16 protein-coding genes are annotated in these 19,228 nt (G+C 35.1%); 12 read left to right on the top strand and 4 right to left on the bottom strand.

Annotated features, from left to right (window positions below; translation table 11 throughout):
• Positions 1-67 precede the first annotated feature (67 nt).
• The 9 genes from rsgA (at position 68) to ATN92_RS09705 (ending at position 12,815) form a co-directional block, all read left to right on the top strand.
• Positions 68-1,135, top strand: coding sequence for a ribosome small subunit-dependent GTPase A (gene rsgA, locus ATN92_RS09745; RefSeq protein ID WP_056952622.1), 1,068 nt, complete (start codon positions 68-70; stop codon positions 1,133-1,135).
• A gap of 412 nt (positions 1,136-1,547) precedes the next feature.
• Entirely contained in the window at positions 1,548-2,819 is a 1,272-nt protein-coding gene (locus ATN92_RS09740; protein ID WP_056952620.1) for a C39 family peptidase, read from the top strand.
• Between the two features lie 12 nt (positions 2,820-2,831).
• Entirely contained in the window at positions 2,832-4,328 is a 1,497-nt protein-coding gene (locus ATN92_RS09735) for an NlpC/P60 family protein (RefSeq protein WP_056952618.1), read from the top strand.
• Positions 4,329-4,357: 29 nt separating this feature from the next.
• A complete protein-coding gene (locus ATN92_RS09730; protein WP_056952616.1) occupies positions 4,358-6,553 on the top strand; it encodes a MucBP domain-containing protein in 2,196 nt (731 codons plus the stop codon).
• 98 nt (positions 6,554-6,651) lie between these two features.
• Entirely contained in the window at positions 6,652-7,401 is a 750-nt protein-coding gene (locus ATN92_RS09725; RefSeq protein ID WP_056952614.1) for a hypothetical protein, read from the top strand.
• Between the two features lie 37 nt (positions 7,402-7,438).
• Positions 7,439-8,440 (top strand): hypothetical protein, encoded by a 1,002-nt coding sequence (locus tag ATN92_RS09720; RefSeq protein ID WP_056952612.1) that lies wholly within the window; start codon positions 7,439-7,441, stop codon positions 8,438-8,440.
• A 200-nt stretch (positions 8,441-8,640) separates the two neighbouring features.
• A complete protein-coding gene (locus tag ATN92_RS09715; RefSeq protein ID WP_056952611.1) occupies positions 8,641-11,205 on the top strand; it encodes a MucBP domain-containing protein in 2,565 nt (854 codons plus the stop codon).
• A gap of 200 nt (positions 11,206-11,405) precedes the next feature.
• Positions 11,406-11,594 (top strand): 2-hydroxymuconate tautomerase, encoded by a 189-nt coding sequence (thmT, locus tag ATN92_RS09710; RefSeq protein WP_056952609.1) that lies wholly within the window; start codon positions 11,406-11,408, stop codon positions 11,592-11,594.
• Between the two features lie 33 nt (positions 11,595-11,627).
• Entirely contained in the window at positions 11,628-12,815 is a 1,188-nt protein-coding gene (locus ATN92_RS09705; RefSeq protein ID WP_056952608.1) for a DUF2075 domain-containing protein, read from the top strand.
• 64 nt (positions 12,816-12,879) lie between these two features.
• Here ATN92_RS09705 and ATN92_RS09700 read toward each other — a convergent pair whose 3' ends face one another.
• Positions 12,880-13,065, bottom strand: a complete 186-nt coding sequence (locus ATN92_RS09700) for an LBP_cg2779 family protein (protein ID WP_054642159.1) — start codon at positions 13,063-13,065, stop codon at positions 12,880-12,882.
• Between the two features lie 36 nt (positions 13,066-13,101).
• On the bottom strand, positions 13,102-13,767 hold the full coding sequence (gene lepB, locus ATN92_RS09695) for a signal peptidase I (protein ID WP_056952606.1): 666 nt from the start codon (positions 13,765-13,767) through the stop codon (positions 13,102-13,104).
• A 189-nt stretch (positions 13,768-13,956) separates the two neighbouring features.
• Here lepB and ATN92_RS09690 point away from each other — a divergent pair, with 189 nt between their 5' ends.
• The 3 genes from ATN92_RS09690 to ATN92_RS09680 are packed head-to-tail and all read left to right on the top strand — an operon-like array spanning position 13,957 to position 17,094.
• Complete coding sequence (locus tag ATN92_RS09690) at positions 13,957-14,718, top strand: hypothetical protein (RefSeq protein WP_056952605.1); 762 nt, start codon at positions 13,957-13,959, stop codon at positions 14,716-14,718.
• Between the two features lie 41 nt (positions 14,719-14,759).
• Positions 14,760-15,737, top strand: a complete 978-nt coding sequence (locus tag ATN92_RS09685) for a hypothetical protein (protein WP_056952603.1) — start codon at positions 14,760-14,762, stop codon at positions 15,735-15,737.
• A 4-nt stretch (positions 15,738-15,741) separates the two neighbouring features.
• Positions 15,742-17,094 (top strand): RsmF rRNA methyltransferase first C-terminal domain-containing protein, encoded by a 1,353-nt coding sequence (locus ATN92_RS09680; RefSeq protein ID WP_056952602.1) that lies wholly within the window; start codon positions 15,742-15,744, stop codon positions 17,092-17,094.
• Here ATN92_RS09680 and fni read toward each other — a convergent pair.
• The gene (gene fni / locus ATN92_RS09675; RefSeq protein ID WP_056952600.1) at positions 17,083-18,135 is read right to left on the bottom strand and encodes a type 2 isopentenyl-diphosphate Delta-isomerase; all 1,053 of its coding nucleotides are present in this window, start codon (positions 18,133-18,135) and stop codon (positions 17,083-17,085) included. The genes ATN92_RS09680 and fni overlap by 12 nt on opposite strands.
• Positions 18,128-19,207, bottom strand: coding sequence for a phosphomevalonate kinase (locus ATN92_RS09670; RefSeq protein ID WP_056952598.1), 1,080 nt, complete (start codon positions 19,205-19,207; stop codon positions 18,128-18,130). The genes fni and ATN92_RS09670 overlap by 8 nt, the downstream gene beginning before the upstream one ends.
• Between the last annotated feature and the right edge of the window lie 21 nt (positions 19,208-19,228).

Raw genomic sequence — 19,228 nt, 5'->3', positions numbered from 1 at the left:
GTGGGTAAACTGCACCCTTTTTTTCGCAAGTTTTAGAGTACCGTCACTTGTGAAGGGAATAAAAAAATTGAATATTATTGAAAAATATGGTTTTACAGATGAAATCAAATCATCAGAGAATAATCTTGGAAAATTAGTTTGGGCACGTGTAACTAGCCAGCATCGAGACTTATATCAAGTCGTAACCAACCAAGGCTTTGTGCAAGCTAAGATCTCGGGAAAAATGAATCATCAAATTATTAATACAACTGAATATCCTGCTGTTGGCGATTGGGTATTAATTTCAGTAGAAGCTAACGCAACAGGAATTATTCGAAAACTTTGGCCACGTAAAAGTATTTTAGCCCGCGAGGCTTCGGGTAATGATAGTAGTGGTCAGGTTATTGCCAGCAATATTGATACAATTTTTATCTGTATGTCGTTGAATACTAATTTTAATCCACGTAGGGTTGAACGCTATTTAACAATGGCTTGGGATAGTGGAGCTACTCCAGTAGTAGTCTTGACTAAATCAGATTTATGCGCTGATATTACTGCCAAATTGCGGGAACTAGAAGATGTTTGCATGGGCGTTGATACAGTCGTTTGTTCGTTTGAAATGAAAACAGGATTGGACAAACTATCGGCTTATATTAAACCCCAAAAAACAGTTGCTTTCATTGGCTCGTCAGGAGTTGGTAAATCATCTTTGATTAATTGGTTTTTAGGAGATTCTGAACTAGAGACCAAGCAAGTCAGGGAAGGTGACGACAAGGGGAGACATACAACTACATCACGACAATTAATACTATTACCAAATGGAGGTATTGTTATTGATACTCCGGGTATGAGAGAATTACAATTATTTGTCGGTAATCTCTCTAAGACTTTTGAGGATATCACAGAGTTAGCAAAAGAGTGTCGTTTTCGTGATTGTAGTCATCAAAATGAACCTGGTTGTGCGGTAAAAGAGGCAGTTAAAGACGGACGTTTGGATGCTGACAGATTGAAGAGTTACCTTAAATTGCAACGTGAAATGTCTTATAGCAAGATGAATTCACGTCAATTGGAAAACGAAAAGATTAATCAAGCATTTGGCAGTAAAAAAGCTATGAAAAAATCACGGAAACATATGCAACAAATTAAACGTCGTTAAAATTTCGAAAGGTAGAACATCAAAATTGATGTTCTACCTTTTTTTTATAAACAATAACGATAGTCCTATTGTAAAATAAAATGTTTTACGAAAACATAACACAAAAAACAAAAAATAAACTTCATTTTCAAATGATCAATTTATGTAACAAAAATGGCAAAAATAAGTAAAAAATAGAATGCCAAGTTAGTTGATGTTCTATTTTTTATGCAAAAATGCAATTAAAAAATTCGAAAATATAATAGCAAATAAGTACAGTGACTCTACATGTTGTTTGTATTTGAAGGGACATGTAAAAAATGACATTCTTATTAATATTGAATTATTCATGTCATATTATGTCGGGGGTATTAATGGGAAAAACGGAAAATTGCTAAGGATTTATTTATAAAACTTATTTTTAGGGGAGAATATGTTGATAAAAAAACAATTGCTATATGCAACTTTGTTTGCTTCTAGTTGCCTTTTTTCAACCACTATCGTTAAGGCTGATGAAGACACCAGTGGTCAACAGCAAGCAATAACAACACAGGCAAGTTCTCAGACAAACACAACAGACAATGTTTCTGAGGACAACAAAAGTTCAGTTTGGATTCAAATTCCTGAGAATTCAAATGAAAAAACTGTTCAGAATAATACAGTTAATCAAAGTGGAGATAAACCTTCTGTAACAACATCCGATAATTCAAATGATGTTCAGACACCGGTTGCATCTCAAAATAGTCAATCTACTCAGGCCGTTCAAGAAGCTCAAGCAACTTATCATGATGAAGCCGTAAATGGTGTATTTACTATTGGTGGTAACGTTGTAAATTTACACGATAATAATGATCAACCAATTACGAATCGCTATTTAGGTCCAAATACTGCATGGCGTGCTGATTATCGTCGTACGTATAAGGACAAAGTCTATTACCGAGTTGCTACTACTGAATATGTAGATTCAACGATGGGAACATACCGTGATTACGCTCAGCCATATGATGGTGTAGCCACAGTTGTCTATAAGAGTGGTGCCAGTGTTCACGATTTCCAAGGTTTTGGTGATAAGGCAGTTTACTTAGGAAGTAATTTACCAACTGGTAGTAGTTGGAAAGTTAATAGTCGCGCTCAATTTGGTGGCAAGGATTGGTACCAAGTTGGAAGTAACACTTGGGTACCACAAGATTACGTTGTCCTTAGTCAAGGCCAATATCAAGATGCTAAATGGATTTCTGGTGTGCCTTTGATTGCTCAAAGACCTGAATTACCAAATGGTTGTGAAATCACTGCTGTAACGATGATGTTGCAATACGCCGGAGCCAAAGTTAATAAGATGCAAATGGCTAAGGAAATGCCTCGTAGCAGTAATCCTAATTATGGTTATATCGGTCAACCTTGGGATGGAACTGGAATTACAATTTTTCCACCAGCCTTGATGAATTTGGTCGAGAAATATACTGGCACGGCCAAAAATTTGACTGGTCAAAATTTCAACGCTATTAAGTATCAAATCAATATCGGTCATCCAGTTGTGACATGGAATACATTATATGGCTTCCCATATCATGCTTTAGTTGTGACAGGCTATGACAAGAATTACGTCTACTACAACGATTGCTGGACGAACCAAACACTCCAAATGGGGATTAATCAATTTATCAATAATTGGAACACGCAAAAAAGACGTGCAATAAGTTATTAAGGGGAAAGAAAAATGAATAAAAAGTTTCAATTTGCTTTTGTTTGCGGTGTAGCCTTGGCTGCAGTTACTTTGTCACAACAAAGTGTTAAAGCTGACACAACAATAGATAATGCTGATCAAACAACTGAACAAGTTGCTAAATCACAAGCTGTTTCACAATCACAAAAGACAGATCAGACTCAAAATCAAGAACAAGTATCTGATGATACTCAAGTTCAAACAGATCAAAATGATCAACAAGTTACTCAAACTGAACAAACAACTAACGATGATGTTCAAGCTCAAAATGTTGCTACTCAACAAACTGCTCAAGATACATCAGCTCAAGCAACAACACAAGCTGATTCTACAGCAAGTAATATCACACCATTAAAAGGAATCGTTGACACAACAGGATTCACACAACTTTACACTCAAGATGGTACTGCTATTTCTAACCGTGTATTAGGTGGAAATACTGCCTGGTTAACTGATCAAAAATTAGTTTACAATGGTCAAACTTTTTACCGTGTTGCTACAAACGAATATGCTAATGCCGACAACGTTGTTTTGACATATGGACACCAAAAGAGTGGTGTCGTTCGTGTTAAATCATGGGGAGCTGCTAGTTATTCTCGTAACGAAGCAGGATTTTACAAGAATGGACAAGCTAATTACGCTGCCAATTCAGTATGGAAATACAATCGTACAGATAGTGCTAACGGTAGAACTTACTACCAAATTGGTAATGATATTTGGTTGAACAGTGATGATTCAGCTGAAGGAGCCGCATATCAAAATCCAAACGGTTGGTTACAAATTCAAAACAGTCAAATCAAACCTAGTGGTGGTTCTGTTGGTTATGACTTATATAACGGTGTTGAAGGTGTCAAAGTTTGGCTAGTTAGAAGATACTTTGGTTACTCAAATGCACACACGATTTATGATGGATCAGTTGCTTCAAGTGTTAGATCCCTTCAATCAAGAAAAGGTCTACCTGTTACAGGTGTCGTCAACTTAGCAACATGGAAAGCCATGGGTTATTCAGAAGCTGATTGGTATGGTATCGATTCTTACGTCGCACCACTTCAAACAAATATTACAAGTACACGTTCACAACACATTGAAGCTATGATTAACCAAGCAAACAAGTATCTTGGTAAGACATGGATTTCTGGTGCCGGAAGTATGCCTGCTTATGGTGTTGACTGTTCAGGATTAGTTACACAAGCACTTTATGCTTCAGGTATTGATTCCGCACCAATTTCAAACATTCAACATGCACAACCAGGTCATGAATGGAACAGTCGTGATTACTGGGCAGATTCAAGAATTCCACATATCAACTTTAATGACCGTCAAAGAGGAGATTTGATTTTCTTCACTGACCCATCAACAGGAATTATCTGGCACGTTGGTATTCTATTGAACCGTGACACAATGATTGAATCATGGCCATACGCCGTTCAAGTACATTCAATTTACGGTAATCGTGGAAATATCGCTGGTGTTAAGAGAGTATTTGCATAATTAAAGTTATATTGAGGGGTTTGTAGAGAATGAATTTTAAAAAACAACGTTTAAATAAAGCGCTTGAGGACAAAATATACCGTGTAAAACTAGTTCATGGTAAAAAAGGTTGGTTGACAGTTGGATTAACTTTTATTACATTGTTAGGCTTTACGGCATTGGGTGGCAAAACAGTTGACGCCTCAGCTAATAATAATGTAGCGGTTGCCAAAGCAGCAAAAGGAAATTTTGTTCAATTATGGAGTGACGTTACATCCAATGGTATTCATAAAACTAATCGTGCTTTAGGTAATGGTACAGCTTGGAAGACCGCTGCCTCTGTTAAGGGTGTTGATGGTGAAACTTATCTATTAGTTGGTGGTAACGAATACGCTAACGTTAAAGATATGGCTCTTCAAAATGAGACATCAGCACAAGGACTACTAGGGGTAGTTCATACAAGAGCAGATAAGGAAATCACTAGACTTTATAACAATCCAACACAAGGTGCTAAATTAATTACTAATCGTGCTTTAGGCAGAGATACATATTGGAAGACCGATAAAAAAGTTGTCGTAAACGGGGAAACTTATTATCGTGTTGCTACAAATGAATGGGTCAAAGCTGAAGACGCTTATTTAACTGGTAACAGCAACAATAGCTCAACTGAGACAAATCAAAATAATAGTGGTTCTACTATCGATAATACCAACCATAATAATGGCGGTACTACTACACCAACAACTCAAAAAGCTACTATTATCGTTCATCATGTGAAAGCTGATGGTACTAAGTTTGGCAATTATGAAACTTTCACCAGAGAGGTTGGTTCAACATTTGATGCCGAATCACGCGATACTACTGGTTGGATGCCTGAAAAGATGACTCAAATTATCACAGTCCATAAAGGTACTAATGAAGTAACATTCGTTTATCACCAAACAAAAGAAGGAAATATTAAGGTTAACTATGTAGATGAGAATGGTAAACCTATTGCTGATGCTGATAACCAATCAGGTTATTACGGGGCTAATGTTCCAGTTGATGCTAAAGATATTGATGGTTACACATTAATTGGTGCTAAGAGTCAAACAGTTAAGGTTAGTGAGAATGGTAATACCGTTATATTTAAATATAAAAAGAATGCCGTTAAACCTAAAACTGCAACCGTTACATTGAACTACTTAGATACTAAGGGTAATGTGATTAGAACAGCTACAACTATGACTACAGAGGTTAATACAACACGTACTTTTACTGCACCTACTATCGACGGTTACAAAATGAATGGTGAAGCTAGTCAATCTATTAAAGTGAATGCAGATAATAACGTTATTAACTTTAAATATGATAAAGAGATTGAACCAGTCCAACAATCAACAATCACAACTAGATATATAGATGCCAATGGTACAGATATAGCTGACCCTCTAGTTAAAAAAACTGATAATGCTAAACCATATATTTCTAAGTCTAAGGATATTGAAGGCTATACAGTAGATGGTGATGATACTCAAACAATAAAATCCGTATCCGGTGATAAAACTTTGGTATTTAAGTATACGAAGAATGCCACTAAGGCTAAAGCTCCATTGAGCATTCAATTGATTAGCGCCGATACAGGTTATGTTGTTGGAAATGGAACTGAGAGAAGCGAAGAAATTGGTAAAAAAGTAACAGTTGACGCACCAAATGTTCTAGGATATGACGTTGTTGGTCCAACTCAACAGACCGTTACTATCAGTGGCAAAGGTGGTATCTATGCTGATACGATAGTTACATTTAAGTACAGAAGAAATGAAACTAAAATGAAGCAAGTAATCTCACAATTGAACGCTGAATTATATAAGATAGAGAATGAATTTAGGGCAGAGCACAATGTTTCACCTCTTGAGTTAAATAGTGATTTACAGGCAGGTGCTGAGGCTCGTGCTGCCCAAATTGTTTACGGAATAGATCAACAAGAGAACTTCATTGGACATAAACAACCAAATGGAACAGATTTCAGTGAAGAACCACACCTAGCTAAGTATGTTTACGAACACAGTGGTGTCGGTGAAAATATTGGAATGAATGGATCAGATGGCAACGATATTTCTCAATGGGCTCGTCACATTTTCAATGCGGAGACAGGTGATGAGGAACATGCTGATAATGCTCTGGATCCAAACTATGTAGCAGGAGGATTTGCAGTCGGAATTTCATCAAATGGAACAGTTTATGGTGTTCAGGATTTCGGTATGTAAGTAGTTTATATAGTGTCGTTGTTTTACTGCAAAAATAAAAACTCTAACAAAAATGTTAGGGCTTTTATTATGTCTAGTATTTTGAAAGGGATTTAATAATGAAAAAAGTATTACAAATTATCGGGGGAATTGCTGTTTTAGCAGTCGTTTTAATTGCTGGAATAGTTATGGGAATGGAACACAACAAACCTTCCGAAAGTAGTTCGGCTAGTGCCGACAAAACTGAACAAACTGTAAAAGTAAAACCTAAGAAAAAGAAAAAAGTTACAAAAACTGCTGTCGATACGAAGAAATCTTCAGACACTAATGATGACAGTAATAGTAACTCCTCAAAGTCGGACAGTTCTGATAAAACATCAGATTCAGATGCAAAGACACAAACTCCAAAGAAATATTTTGATGTGCCATATACTTGTACCTTTAAAGGTGACACCTACACACTTCTATTAAAGAGTAATGGTGAGTATATCTACAATTTGACTAGAGCAAATAATGCTACGGCAGATCCTGGGATTACTTTTGAAAAGGGTACATATGAAGTAAATAGCGAAGGTTATCTCAGATATCCTACACAGACTTCATTTGTTTTTGCTAAATGGCCAACAGTCGGCGATATCATGTCGACGACACCAACAGATGTCAGTTTTACTGGAAAAGGATCTCGCTATCCTCGTGCAGTTCAAACTGGTGCTCGTGCCAATAGTTTCATGATTGTTAATGATGGTGATGTGATTCAGGGTAATGAAGATGGCGTGGACTTAAAACCACAACCAGGATTGGAAGTAAAAGATCCTGAAAAAGTTGGTCCAGAACTCCATCAACAATTTATCGACTCACAGAATCACTAAAAATGAAACATAATTATTTTGGAGGGGTTTAAAGAGAATGCGAAGAGGAGTTATTGTATCAGTTATTTTCTGTACATTGTTATTAGCGGGATGTAGTGTTAACAATCATTCAAAAGCTTCTAATAATGACAATAAAGTAACTAAGGTTAGTAAAAAAGAATCATTAGATGGTCGAGGATTCATGAGCCCTTCAACAGATTCTATAGAAAATGGCATTGCATTTAAGGGTGATAAATTTATTTGGAAATATGGATATCCTGTATCAAATGCAGAAAATAGTGGTATTTTTGCTTTATTAACAGGTAATTATAGAGTTGAAGGCAAAAATATTCTTATGTATAACATTAAAAATACCAATTTTTATCAAGGAACATTAAAACAACTTAGTAAGAATCAATATACATTTTCTTCAAACTCTAATATTGTTCCAAAGAAGTTAAGATTTAAACTTAGTAAAAACAATAAGCTTCATCTAATGACAAAAAGTAAAAATTTTGGAACTATTGACATGCTGGACTATGGCACGGTAAGTGGCACTCCAAACTATAAAAAATGGTCTAAGGACTATGCAGTGGACGATATAGATAATGAAATGCAAAAAGTAACTCCTAAAGAAAACAATCAATCTACTGTTAGCCAAGAAAATCAAGATAAAGATGAAAATACAGACGAAAGCAGTTGGGATGACTCTGAATTTTCTGATAAGACACATATACATAATTTAAAAGATTTTCAAAAATTCATAGAGGGTAGTTACCTACTTAATGGAGATTCAGATACAGTATTTCATTATCGAAAAGGTGAATTCAACTGTACGGTCTATTCAAATGACGAAGACCTAAATGATGATAGTACAGAAGATGTAACTGCACACTATAAAGTTTATTGGCAAGATCCTGATGATACTAGCATAACAAACAAAATTATTGTTGCTGAAAACGGATATGTTTATATGAAAAGTGATACTGATGATTCATCTCCTTACCGTCGTAACGGAAATGCAACAAGTTGGTTATGGTACACCTTTGGCAGGGAGTAGACTTCAATTGACAAATAGACAATCGCTAAAGATTGTTTTAGTTATGGAATAAGTTAATTACTGTTTATGAATAAAGGTTAAAGACAAACTTTATGAGACCAATAACTCTGAAATGATAGATAACGATTAACGTAAGCATTTCGAGATTACGCTAGAAATTAGGAAATAAAAATAGGGAATTAATTAAGGGAGAGAAAAAAATGGATTTTAAAAAGAAACGTTTAAACAAGGCTTTAGAAGACAAAACATACCGTGTAAAACTTGTACACTCAAAGAAGGGCTGGTTAACAATTGGCCTAACTTTTGTTACATTGTTCAGTGCTACTATGTTGAGTCAAAAAACTGTTGATGCTAGTGCCGTTAATAATGTTGCTGTAGCAAACTCAAGTAATAGCACTTTCGTCCAACTTTGGAGCGATGTTACTTCTAATAATATTCATAAAGCTAACCGTGGTTTAGGAAATGGTACATCTTGGAAAACTGCTAAGGCTGTAAAAGGTGTTGATGGCGAAACTTATCTATTGGTTGGTGGCAATGAATACGCTAATGCTAACCAAATGGATTTAGCCGATGAAACATCAAAACAGGATTTGAAAGGTATCGTATTAACTAACACTGAATCTAAACTTTATACAAATCCATTAGCTGCCGGTGGTCTCCAACTTATTACTAACCGTGGCCTAGGCGACAATACAGCTTGGAAGACCGATACTAAAGTGGTTGTTGACGGTCAAACTTATTATCGTGTCGCTACTAACGAATGGATTAAAGCAAGCAATGTTTCTCTAACAAGCGTTTCTTCAAGAAGTGAAAAAACTTATACTAAGAACGCACCTGATGCAGAGGCTACTTCAACTAATAATGAAAATACTAATGCTAATAATGGTAGTAATGGTGGTTCAACTACTACTCCAGCTGATCCAGATAAAGAAGTTACTATTACTATCAACTATTTCAAACGTTCAACCACAACAAATGATCACTACATTCTAAAAACAGAAAAACGTAAAGTTAAATTAAATTCAAATATTACAATTGATGCACCTGTATTCAATGGTTATACGGTTGTACCTGGTGAAGATCATTGGACTTATAAAGTTCAGTTTGATGGCGAAGAGTTTAATGTTCCTTATACAAAAGATAGTGAAAATAATGGTGGTTCAACTACTACTCCAACCAATCCAACTGATTCTAATAAAGAAGTTACTGTTACCATAAATTACATTAAACGTTCAACTACAACAAATGATTCATACGTTTTAAAAACTGAAACACGTAAAGTTAAACTAAATTCAAATATCACAATCGATGCACCTAAATTTGATGGTTACACAGTAGTTCCTAGTGAAGAACATGGCACATATAAAGTTCTACTTGACGGTGAAATTTTTACTGTTCCTTATACTAAGGATGATGCTGATCCAACAGGTGCTCAAAGTAAGTTTGTAAGTATTCATTTACTCGATGAACAAGGTAAAGAATTAGTGGGCAGATGGGATATGGCTCCGCTAGGAAAAGAAAAGACTTTTACAGCACCTACTCTTGATGGATATACTCCAGTTGAAGCAAGCAAAACTATTGTTGCAAAAGCTGAAGGTGATACAGATATAAACTTTACATACAAAAAGAACAGCACTCCTATTGACCCATCAGCAAAAACAGCCAATGTAACTCTTAAATATGTTGACGAAAATGGTAAAGAAATCGCTGACAGTAAGACTGAAAAACAAGAAGTCGGCAAAGAACTTGTTGTTTTGGCTCCAAAAGTAGCCGGCTATACTCTATATTCAAATACAAGTGACAGAATTATTGTTAATGAAGCTGGTAACACAATCACTTTCATTTATAAATCAAGTGAAGACGCAAAAATCAATTTGCCAGCCGATGCCACTGCTAACGTAACTGTTATGTACAAGGATGAAAATGCAATCCGTATTGCTAAGGATAAAGTGACAACTGAAAAAGTAGGTTCAACGGTTACTGCTAAAGCAATTGATATTCCAGGATACAAATTAATCTCTATACCAACAACAGATTTGCTTGTTAATCCAGATGTTGGTAACACAACTACTTTCACTTACCAAAAGGATTCAACTACAACACCAGCAACTAAGTCTGCCAACGTAACTGTTAAATATGTTGACAATCAAGGTAAAGATGTAGCTGACGCTAAAACTTTGAAAGATCAAAAAGTCGATTCAACTATTAGTGAAGATGCTGTTAAAGTTAATGGTTATACAGTTGATCAAGCAACTAAGTCTGTTAAAGTAGCTGCTGATGGTTCATCAGTAATTACATTCACATATACAAAAAATGCTATTGAACAAAGTGTGGATACTTCTGTTGCTGCAAGTAAAATTGTTTCGTTATTAAATGAATATCGTGAATCAAAGGGTCTAAAAGCTCTTACTACAGATATTAATTTATCAAATGGTGCTGTAGCTCGTTCAATTACTGAGCAAGGTCATGTAAATGCTAAGAATAATATTTACGCTGCCAATCATGACGAATTTGCAAATCAAGCACAAGCAGATATTAATAAATATGCTTCATACGATAAGGCGGAAAATCTAGCTGTAACTAATGGTTCGACAGCTGATGAAGTAGCACAAAATGCCATGGAGCAATGGAAGAATTCACCATCACATAATGAATCTATGTTGGATGGTACATATATTGCTGTAGGTGTAGGCGTTCAAAAGTTGAATAATGGTATGTATGTTGCTATTCAAGATTTTGGTGGGGAACTTAATATGTACATGTAAGTTTTCAAATTTAAAATTAATTAAGGGGTTGGATCTTTATGGTTCGATTCCTTTTTGTTTTATTCAAAAGAAAGTCTTTTAAACCTTGATTGCTACATGGTATAAAAATTGTGAAACCTTGTTATTTCACAAAAGTTTGTTAAAGTAAAAATGTAGTAAAAATGAATATCAATCCATATATAAATAAAGGAGAAATTATTATGCCTCTAGTGCACATTGATCTTATCGAAGGCCGTAGTCCTGAGCAATTGAAGGGTATGGTTAAAGACGTTACTGAAGCTATTGTTAAAAATACTGGTGCTCCTGCAGAACATGTTCATGTCGTTTTGAATGAAATGGCTAAAGAACACTACGCTGTTGGTGGAATCTTAAAGAGTGACGAAAACTAAAAGCCGAAAGGCTTTTTTTAATTTGGAGGTAAAATGTTAGAATCAGTTTTTCCAAATAAGGACCTTACAAAGCAACAACAAATGATTTTTGATCAAATACTATCATTTACTAATCAAGGATTAAAAAGCCCTCAGAAGTCCATTTTTCAACTAAATGGGGATGCTGGCACGGGTAAGAGTGTTATCTTAACGCAACTATTCTTAAATATTGAAACGTTAGCAAAGCAGAACAAGACGGATAATTACTTTCTAGTTAATCATCCCGAGCTATTAAAGGTTTATCAAGAAAATGCCGGCGAATTCGATCAGTTACGCAAAAATCGTTTTCTCAGACCAACAACCTTTATCAATCGGATGCATAAAAATAAAAAACAGGCCGATGTAGTAGTAATTGATGAAGCACATTTATTACTAAGTGAGAGTGATAATTACAATAACTTTACACAGAAAAATCAATTAACTGAGATCATTAAACTAAGTAAAGTCGTAATCTTAGTTTTCGATGCTCATCAGGTTTTGAAATTAAAGAGTTATTGGTCAGACAACTTTTTACAACAAATTATTCCAGACCAAGTTAATTTTGAGAGTGCAACATTGACAACGCAAATGCGTATGCAAGCACCACAAAAAGTTTTACAGTGGATCAACGATTTAACCGATAATTTGCAAATCACCCCTTTAGAGCAAGAAAATACGGACTATTTATCAATGGATAGTACTTATGATTTTCGAGTTTATCAAGATGCTGAAAAAATGTATCAGGCCTTAAAGGAAAAGAATAAAGAAGTAGGAGAGTCAAGAATCGTAGCGACTGCCAATTATCCTTCGACTCTGGATGGAAAAAAACATTACGTCAATGAAGGTAACTTCCATCTACCATGGGATCAATATAATTATTCCAATACCACTTGGGCTCAGAAGCCAGAAACAATTAATGAAATTGGCTCAATTTATACTGTGCAAGGATTCGATTTGAACTATGTGGCAGTGATTATCGGACCGTCAGTTGCTTATGATAAAAATAGTCGTATCAAGATAGATATCGATAAATATGAGGATCAAGAAGCTTTCAAAAAGCGACATGATAACGATATTATTAATTTGAGTGATGTTAAAAAGAGAATTATTTTGAATTCAATGAATGTTCTATTAAAACGTGGGGTCAAAGGATGTTTTGTTTACTTTCATGATTCCAAAATATTTGATCAATTAAAAAAGTAAGGTATAGAAAAAGCCGACAATCAAAGGATTGTCGGCTTTTTAAGGGTAAACTACAAATATTGCATTATTGATGTAGTTTAATATATTCCAAAATAGTTTTTTCTTCGTCTTTAGTTGCTTCGTAGTCACCTGACTTCAAGTTATGAACACGTTCAACTGAAAGATGGCTTTCGAATGCAAATTGTGTATCATTCATATCTTTATCTTTTTCATACTGAATTATCATTTCAGCAATATTTGGTTTATCCATGAAACTACCTCCAATAAGTTTGTTTAAAACTTAAATCTAAAAGATTGCCCATCTAGTAAATGGCCAATAGCGCCACTTAACTTCACCAATGACACTCTTTTTATTAATGAAACCAATAATACGACTGTCTTTCGAAACAGTTCGATGATCTCCCATAACAAAGTAAGTTCCAGCAGGGACCTTGTTAGTTTTTTCAACTTTTTTTAGATAAGAATTGCTGTAACGTGTCTTATATTCGGGTGAATCCTTAGCTAGAGAACTTAAAGTGAAATCGTAGGTATAACTATAAGGTTTACCAGCATATAAACTAGTGTCAGGTTCCTTTAATTTAGAACCAGCCTTGAGGAAGTCCTCCTTGTATAGTTTACCATTAATATACATTTTGTTGTTCTTAGAAACCACTGTATCTCCTGGCAAACCGATTACCCGTTTGATATAAAATGAGCCAGCTTCGTCCGGAGCTTTCAAGACGATAACATCACCACGCGAAATCTTTGAGTGTCTAGCAGCGATTACTTTATCCCCATTCTCAAAGGTTGGTTGCATCGATGGTCCCGTTACCTTGTCATTAGAAAGAATGTACTTAAACCCTAAAAAGAAAATAGCGTAGATTGCAAGCGTCATAGCAATAGTTTGTAGCCAGAACTTCCAACCTGATTCTTCTTCCTTTTGAGGCCGACGTCTTCTATTATTTTCTGCCATGTTTCACCTCTTATATGTACTAACTAAGATATTACACTTTTTCGTAATTATTGGAAATAAATGTATTATTCTAACTAAAAATTTTAATATTATTTAATTTTTTCATGCTAATTATAACTTTATGTTGTATCAGGATTCTAGTAAACTATTAGCGGTATATTATAAATATCGGATCAATTGGGAGAAAAGATGGATTATATTAATAAATTGAAACAAGACGTAGCATTATTGCCAAATGGGATGAGATTCAATGTCAAAATTAGATTTATAGAACGTGTTTTTGATAGTTTATCTAATCATCAATTGCCAAAATATCATTTTCCTACTTTGGAATTAAGTGAAGATGAAATTACAGATTGCTTACGTGAGAATATGAATATCAAAGAGGCTGATTTTGAAGCTCTTTTGAAAAATTTGGAAACATTTGATCACGATCTCGACGAATTACGTACGCAATTACAGAATGAGTTTGGTTATTGGGCAACGATTACTCAAGATTTTGTTAAAAAATTAGTAACAGAATTTCCAAAACAAAGTTTTTTAGAATTGATGGCTGGTAATGGTTATTTATCTAAAGAATTACGTAATTTGGATGTAGAAACATACTGTACAGATGACTTAAGTTGGGCCAATCATAATCAAACGGGTAGAGATTTACTAACAAAAGTTGAATCAATGGATGCCCTAAAAGCTTTAGATGAGTACGGCAATAAAGTTGATAATGTTATCTTGGCTTGGAGCCCTGATCGTGAAGATATTGATGTTAAAGTGTTAAAAAGAATTCGTGAATTAGACGTGAATTTCTTGGTTATTGGTGAAAAATACGGTGCTACCAACAGCAAAGAATTTTGGGATCAGGCTAAACTGATTGATGATCCCCGTATTGAACGTATCAACCAAACCTATTCACATTATGATTTAGTCCACGATCAACTTTATCTAGTCAAATAGGGTAGAATAAGGTACAAGATAAAATAATAGGTGAGATATTTATGAAAAAGATAATATCAAGTATTGTTATTTTTCTGATAGTTTTGTTAACTGGCGTTGCTATCTCAAAAAGTGATTCGATCAAATACAACAATACAATGAACCGATTAGGTATGAGTGAACAAGCTATTGTTTTGCATACCAAATCTAAAAAGAATTTAGTTACGGCAGTTCAGGGATTAAGTAAGAAAAAGAAGGTTTCATCTTATCAACTGATCTTCTTTGAAAAAAGTAACAGTGATTTAGGATACATTTATGGGCATAATAAGATTAATAAATTACCGATAACTTCGGGACGTTATTTCTCGCAAGATGATTTTATCTCGCAAATTCCATTTGCAGTGCAAGGTAAATCATCTCAATTGGAATCCTATAAGCCTCAAGGCCAAGCGTACATTCAGATGGGTGATCGCTATATTTCAGTTATTGGTAATATCGGTTTTGACGGTGCGGATATTTTAAATGGTCAGACTTTGATCTCCTTGTCACCCAATCAACCAAAATCAAAACTTCATTTGAATCAGGTAACGACGGTCTTGGATGGTAATGCTCTTTCTAATAAGGAAAGTCTATCTAAAATTAAGAATGTTCTACATGCCAATTCATCTCACAAGTATGTACCACAGACGGATGATTTCACTAACGCTGAAACAGCTAATAATGGTGAAATGTATCTGGTTGGAATTGTTTTACTATTCGTTTTGATTGTCATTGTTGATTTCTACATTTTGGTTCCTTTGAAGTACGATCTATCTAGATCACACTTGACTGGTGACTTGAAGAATAATTATCAAAATGGTTTAATGATTCGTTACTTAATCTACACACTAGTTCCCTTTATTGCTGGTTATGCCGCAGTTAATTGGAAAATTGCTATTATTAGTCACAATACATTTAATATGTTCATATTAGTTTCTGTATTAATCACGATCCTAATAGGAATGTCACAAATAATCTTTACCAAAAAACGGAGTGAATAATTTAATGAAAGTCGATTTGAGTTCTGACTTTAAAGAAAAATATCGTAATTTAATGGGTGAACGTGCTGACAAACTATTTGATGCTATTCAACAAGATAGCCAAGAAGCTTTTCGCCTCAACCCACTTAAACCCAATTTTAAAAATGTTTCCTATTCTCTAGATCAACCACTTGAATACAGTAATATTGGTTATTTCGGTGAAATAAATGGTAATTCAATTGATCATTTATCAGGCTACGTTTACAGTCAAGAACCAAGTGCCATGTATGTTACTGAGATTCTTGATCCACAGGAAAATGAAAAAATTTTGGATCTCTGTGCGGCTCCTGGTAGTAAAACTACTTATATTGCTTCAAAAATGGCCTCTAAGGGCCTTTTAGTAAGCAATGAGATAAACACTAAGCGTGCCAAAGTACTGTCTTCTAACATCGAAAGAATGGGAATTTCTAATACTGTTGTTACTAACAATTCGCCTAAAGACTTTGAAAAGAAGTTTGGACAATTTTTTGACAAAATTCTAGTAGATGCGCCTTGTTCAGGTGAAGGAATGTTTCGTAAAGATCCTGAATCAGTCAAATATTGGTCTTTAGACTATGTGGAACAATGTGCTAACCGTCAGCAACATATCCTCGATTCAGCCTACAAATTATTAAATAATGGTGGTTCATTAGTATATTCAACTTGTACTTTTTCACCAGAGGAAAATGAACAAAATGTCGACTGGTTCTTGAAGAAATACCCCGATATGCATTTGGTAGATGTTAAAAAATATTCTGGTATGGAAGATGCTAAACCGGAGTGGGGGAATGACAATCCAGAATTGTCCAAAGCTTTAAGAATGTTTCCTGATCAATTCAATGGTGAAGGACATTTCATGTGCAAGATGGTTAAAGATGGCGATGTTGAAGAACCCAAAGAACGTCAAATCAGCAACAATTTAAAAAAAGACGATCTCAAGTTTGTTCGAAAATTTGCTAAAACCAATTTAACTTCTTTGAATGAAAATAACTGGTTACGCATCAGTGATTTCTTATATCAAGCTGCTAGCTTGGATAATCGTTTTAAGGGATTACATATCTTGAGAAATGGTTTAAAACTGGGAGAATTCAAAAAAAATAGGTTTGAGCCCGATATCGCTTGGATATTGGCACTCAAACCTGAAATATTAAAAACTGTTTTTGAATTAGATGATGATCAATTTGAAAAATATCTTCATGGTGAATCGATCATTTTAAAAGAGCGTCCTGACTTCGATAACAAATGGATTGGCTTGTCTTATCAAGGTAAACTCTTCAGTTGGGGACGTTACAGCAATTCTCAAATAAAAAACGTCTATCCTAAAGGATTAAGACGGTAAAATAATATTACGTTGTTTAGCGTAATTCACTAGTCTTCCATCAAAGATGATGGGGGCTTTTTTTATATCTGCGATTGATTTAGCACCAATGGCAGCCATAATCAATCGTAATTGTTTAACGAATTCATCAAAGAAAATTTCCGTTTCACTTAAAGAATACTTTTGTAAGTGATGTAAAACTAATCCGGACATACCAACTGCACTGGCTCCCATGCGGATAGCCTTGATGACATCCATTGGTGTTCTAATGCCGCCGGAAGCGAAGATAGTCATTTTATTTTGATAGGGGATAGACTCTAAAAGTGATTCGATAGTTGAAAGTGAAAATCTATCTAAATAAGTCAAATCCAATTCATGATTACGAGCACTCTCAATTTGGGCAAAATCAGTCCCACCAAATCCGGAGACATCAACGTATTTGACGCCAACTTTATAAAGATCAGCTAGATTATCTTTTGACATTCCAAAACCAACCTCTTTAACGATTACAGGTACATTGACTGAGGCAACAATTTGTTTAATATTGTCTAGCCACATGAATTCTTTGTCGCCTTCAGGCATTGCTAATTCCTGTAGAGCATTCAAGTGAACCTGTAGGGCATTAGCCTCTATCAAATCAATAGCCGTTTGAGCTTGTTGAGCATTGGCTTTAGCAGAAACATTGGCGGCTACGAATCCTTCTGGATCGTTATCTCGTAGAACAGAAAATGAATTTTTAGTTTCCTCGGGCAAGCGAAGATAGACTCCCATTGAACCACTGGAAACGGGAATATTCAATTTGTGAGCCAATTGAGCTAATTCAGTATTAAATCTGGTCGATTGCTTAGATCCACCAGTGATTGCGTTGAAGTATATAGGTAAAGCCATTTTCTGATTTATGAATTGAGTTGAAAGATCAATCTGTTTCAAGTTCAATTCGGGTAAGGCGTTATGTAATAATCTAACACCATCAAAATCAGCAAATGACTCTTCTGTGAAGTATTTTTCAGCTAAGAAAAGATGTTCAACTTTACGTTGAATTTGGGCATCTTGTTTAGGCATGAGCAATTATTTCTCCGATTTTTAAAGTAAGAGGGGTAATTCCAACTTTTTGCCACTCTTTTTTCAATTCAGCGACATTTAAGTTCTTATCGCTTAAGACGATTCCACAATCGCCTCCACCGGCACCGGAAGTCTTAGCGGAACCACCAAGCTTTTCAGCAATATCACAAAGGCTAGTTAGTAGGTCAGTTTCAATATGAACGTCACTGAATTCAGCCAAATCATCTAGTAAAGAACGATATTTGCTAAACATTTTCTTAATCAAGGCTGAATCATTGTTCTTAAAGCCTTTGATCAATTGTTCAACATTTTTACGGCTTTCTTGTAAGAAATGTTGATATTTTTTAACTTTTTGAGCCTTAGTCAAGGCAATACGATCAACTAGAATGGAGGTAGAAGCTGGAGAACCAGTCCAACCAACTGTTAATTCGAGGTCTTTAGGTAATTCTAAACTTTGAATCTTTAGTTGTGGCCAATCTAAGGATAAAATTTCAGTAATACTGTGATTGCGAATCATGTTAAAGATCCAGTTTCGGTCTGGAGAGTAATAGGCTACGATGCCACCAAAGGCACTAGCAGCGATATCTCCCAAACTACCATTTCCTTGAACGGATAGGTGTGAAATAGCAGCAATTTTGTAAATATCCATCGCTGACAGATCTAAGTGATAAAAATCGCCTAAAGTTTTAACTACGGCGACAGTTACGGCTGCCGATGAGCCTAAACCATATTTCTTACCATCTTGGGAATCAAGTTCACTTGTAACTAGTAAGTCGTAGTAACTTAACTTCTTACCACGTTCTAGGGCGTATTTTTCAATGAACTTAATAGCTGCCAGAATGTATTGGAGTTGACTTTCAGAATCATCAAAGACTAGTTCAGTTCCTTGACGATTCCAGTGAATAAGTTCCTTATTTAAGTTTTTTGACTGGATAGTTCCACCATTCTGGGTCTTATTGACAGTAACGGTAACGTACTTATTTACTGATGTAAGTACGGCGGGAAATCCTGTTTCAACAACAGCATATTCTCCAGCCAAATATAATTTTCCAGGTGCTTTTCCTGTAGACAAAATATCATACCTTTCAATTTA

Source organism: Companilactobacillus bobalius, assembly GCF_009764355.1.
This window is presented reverse-complemented; position numbering and strand designations above follow the sequence as displayed.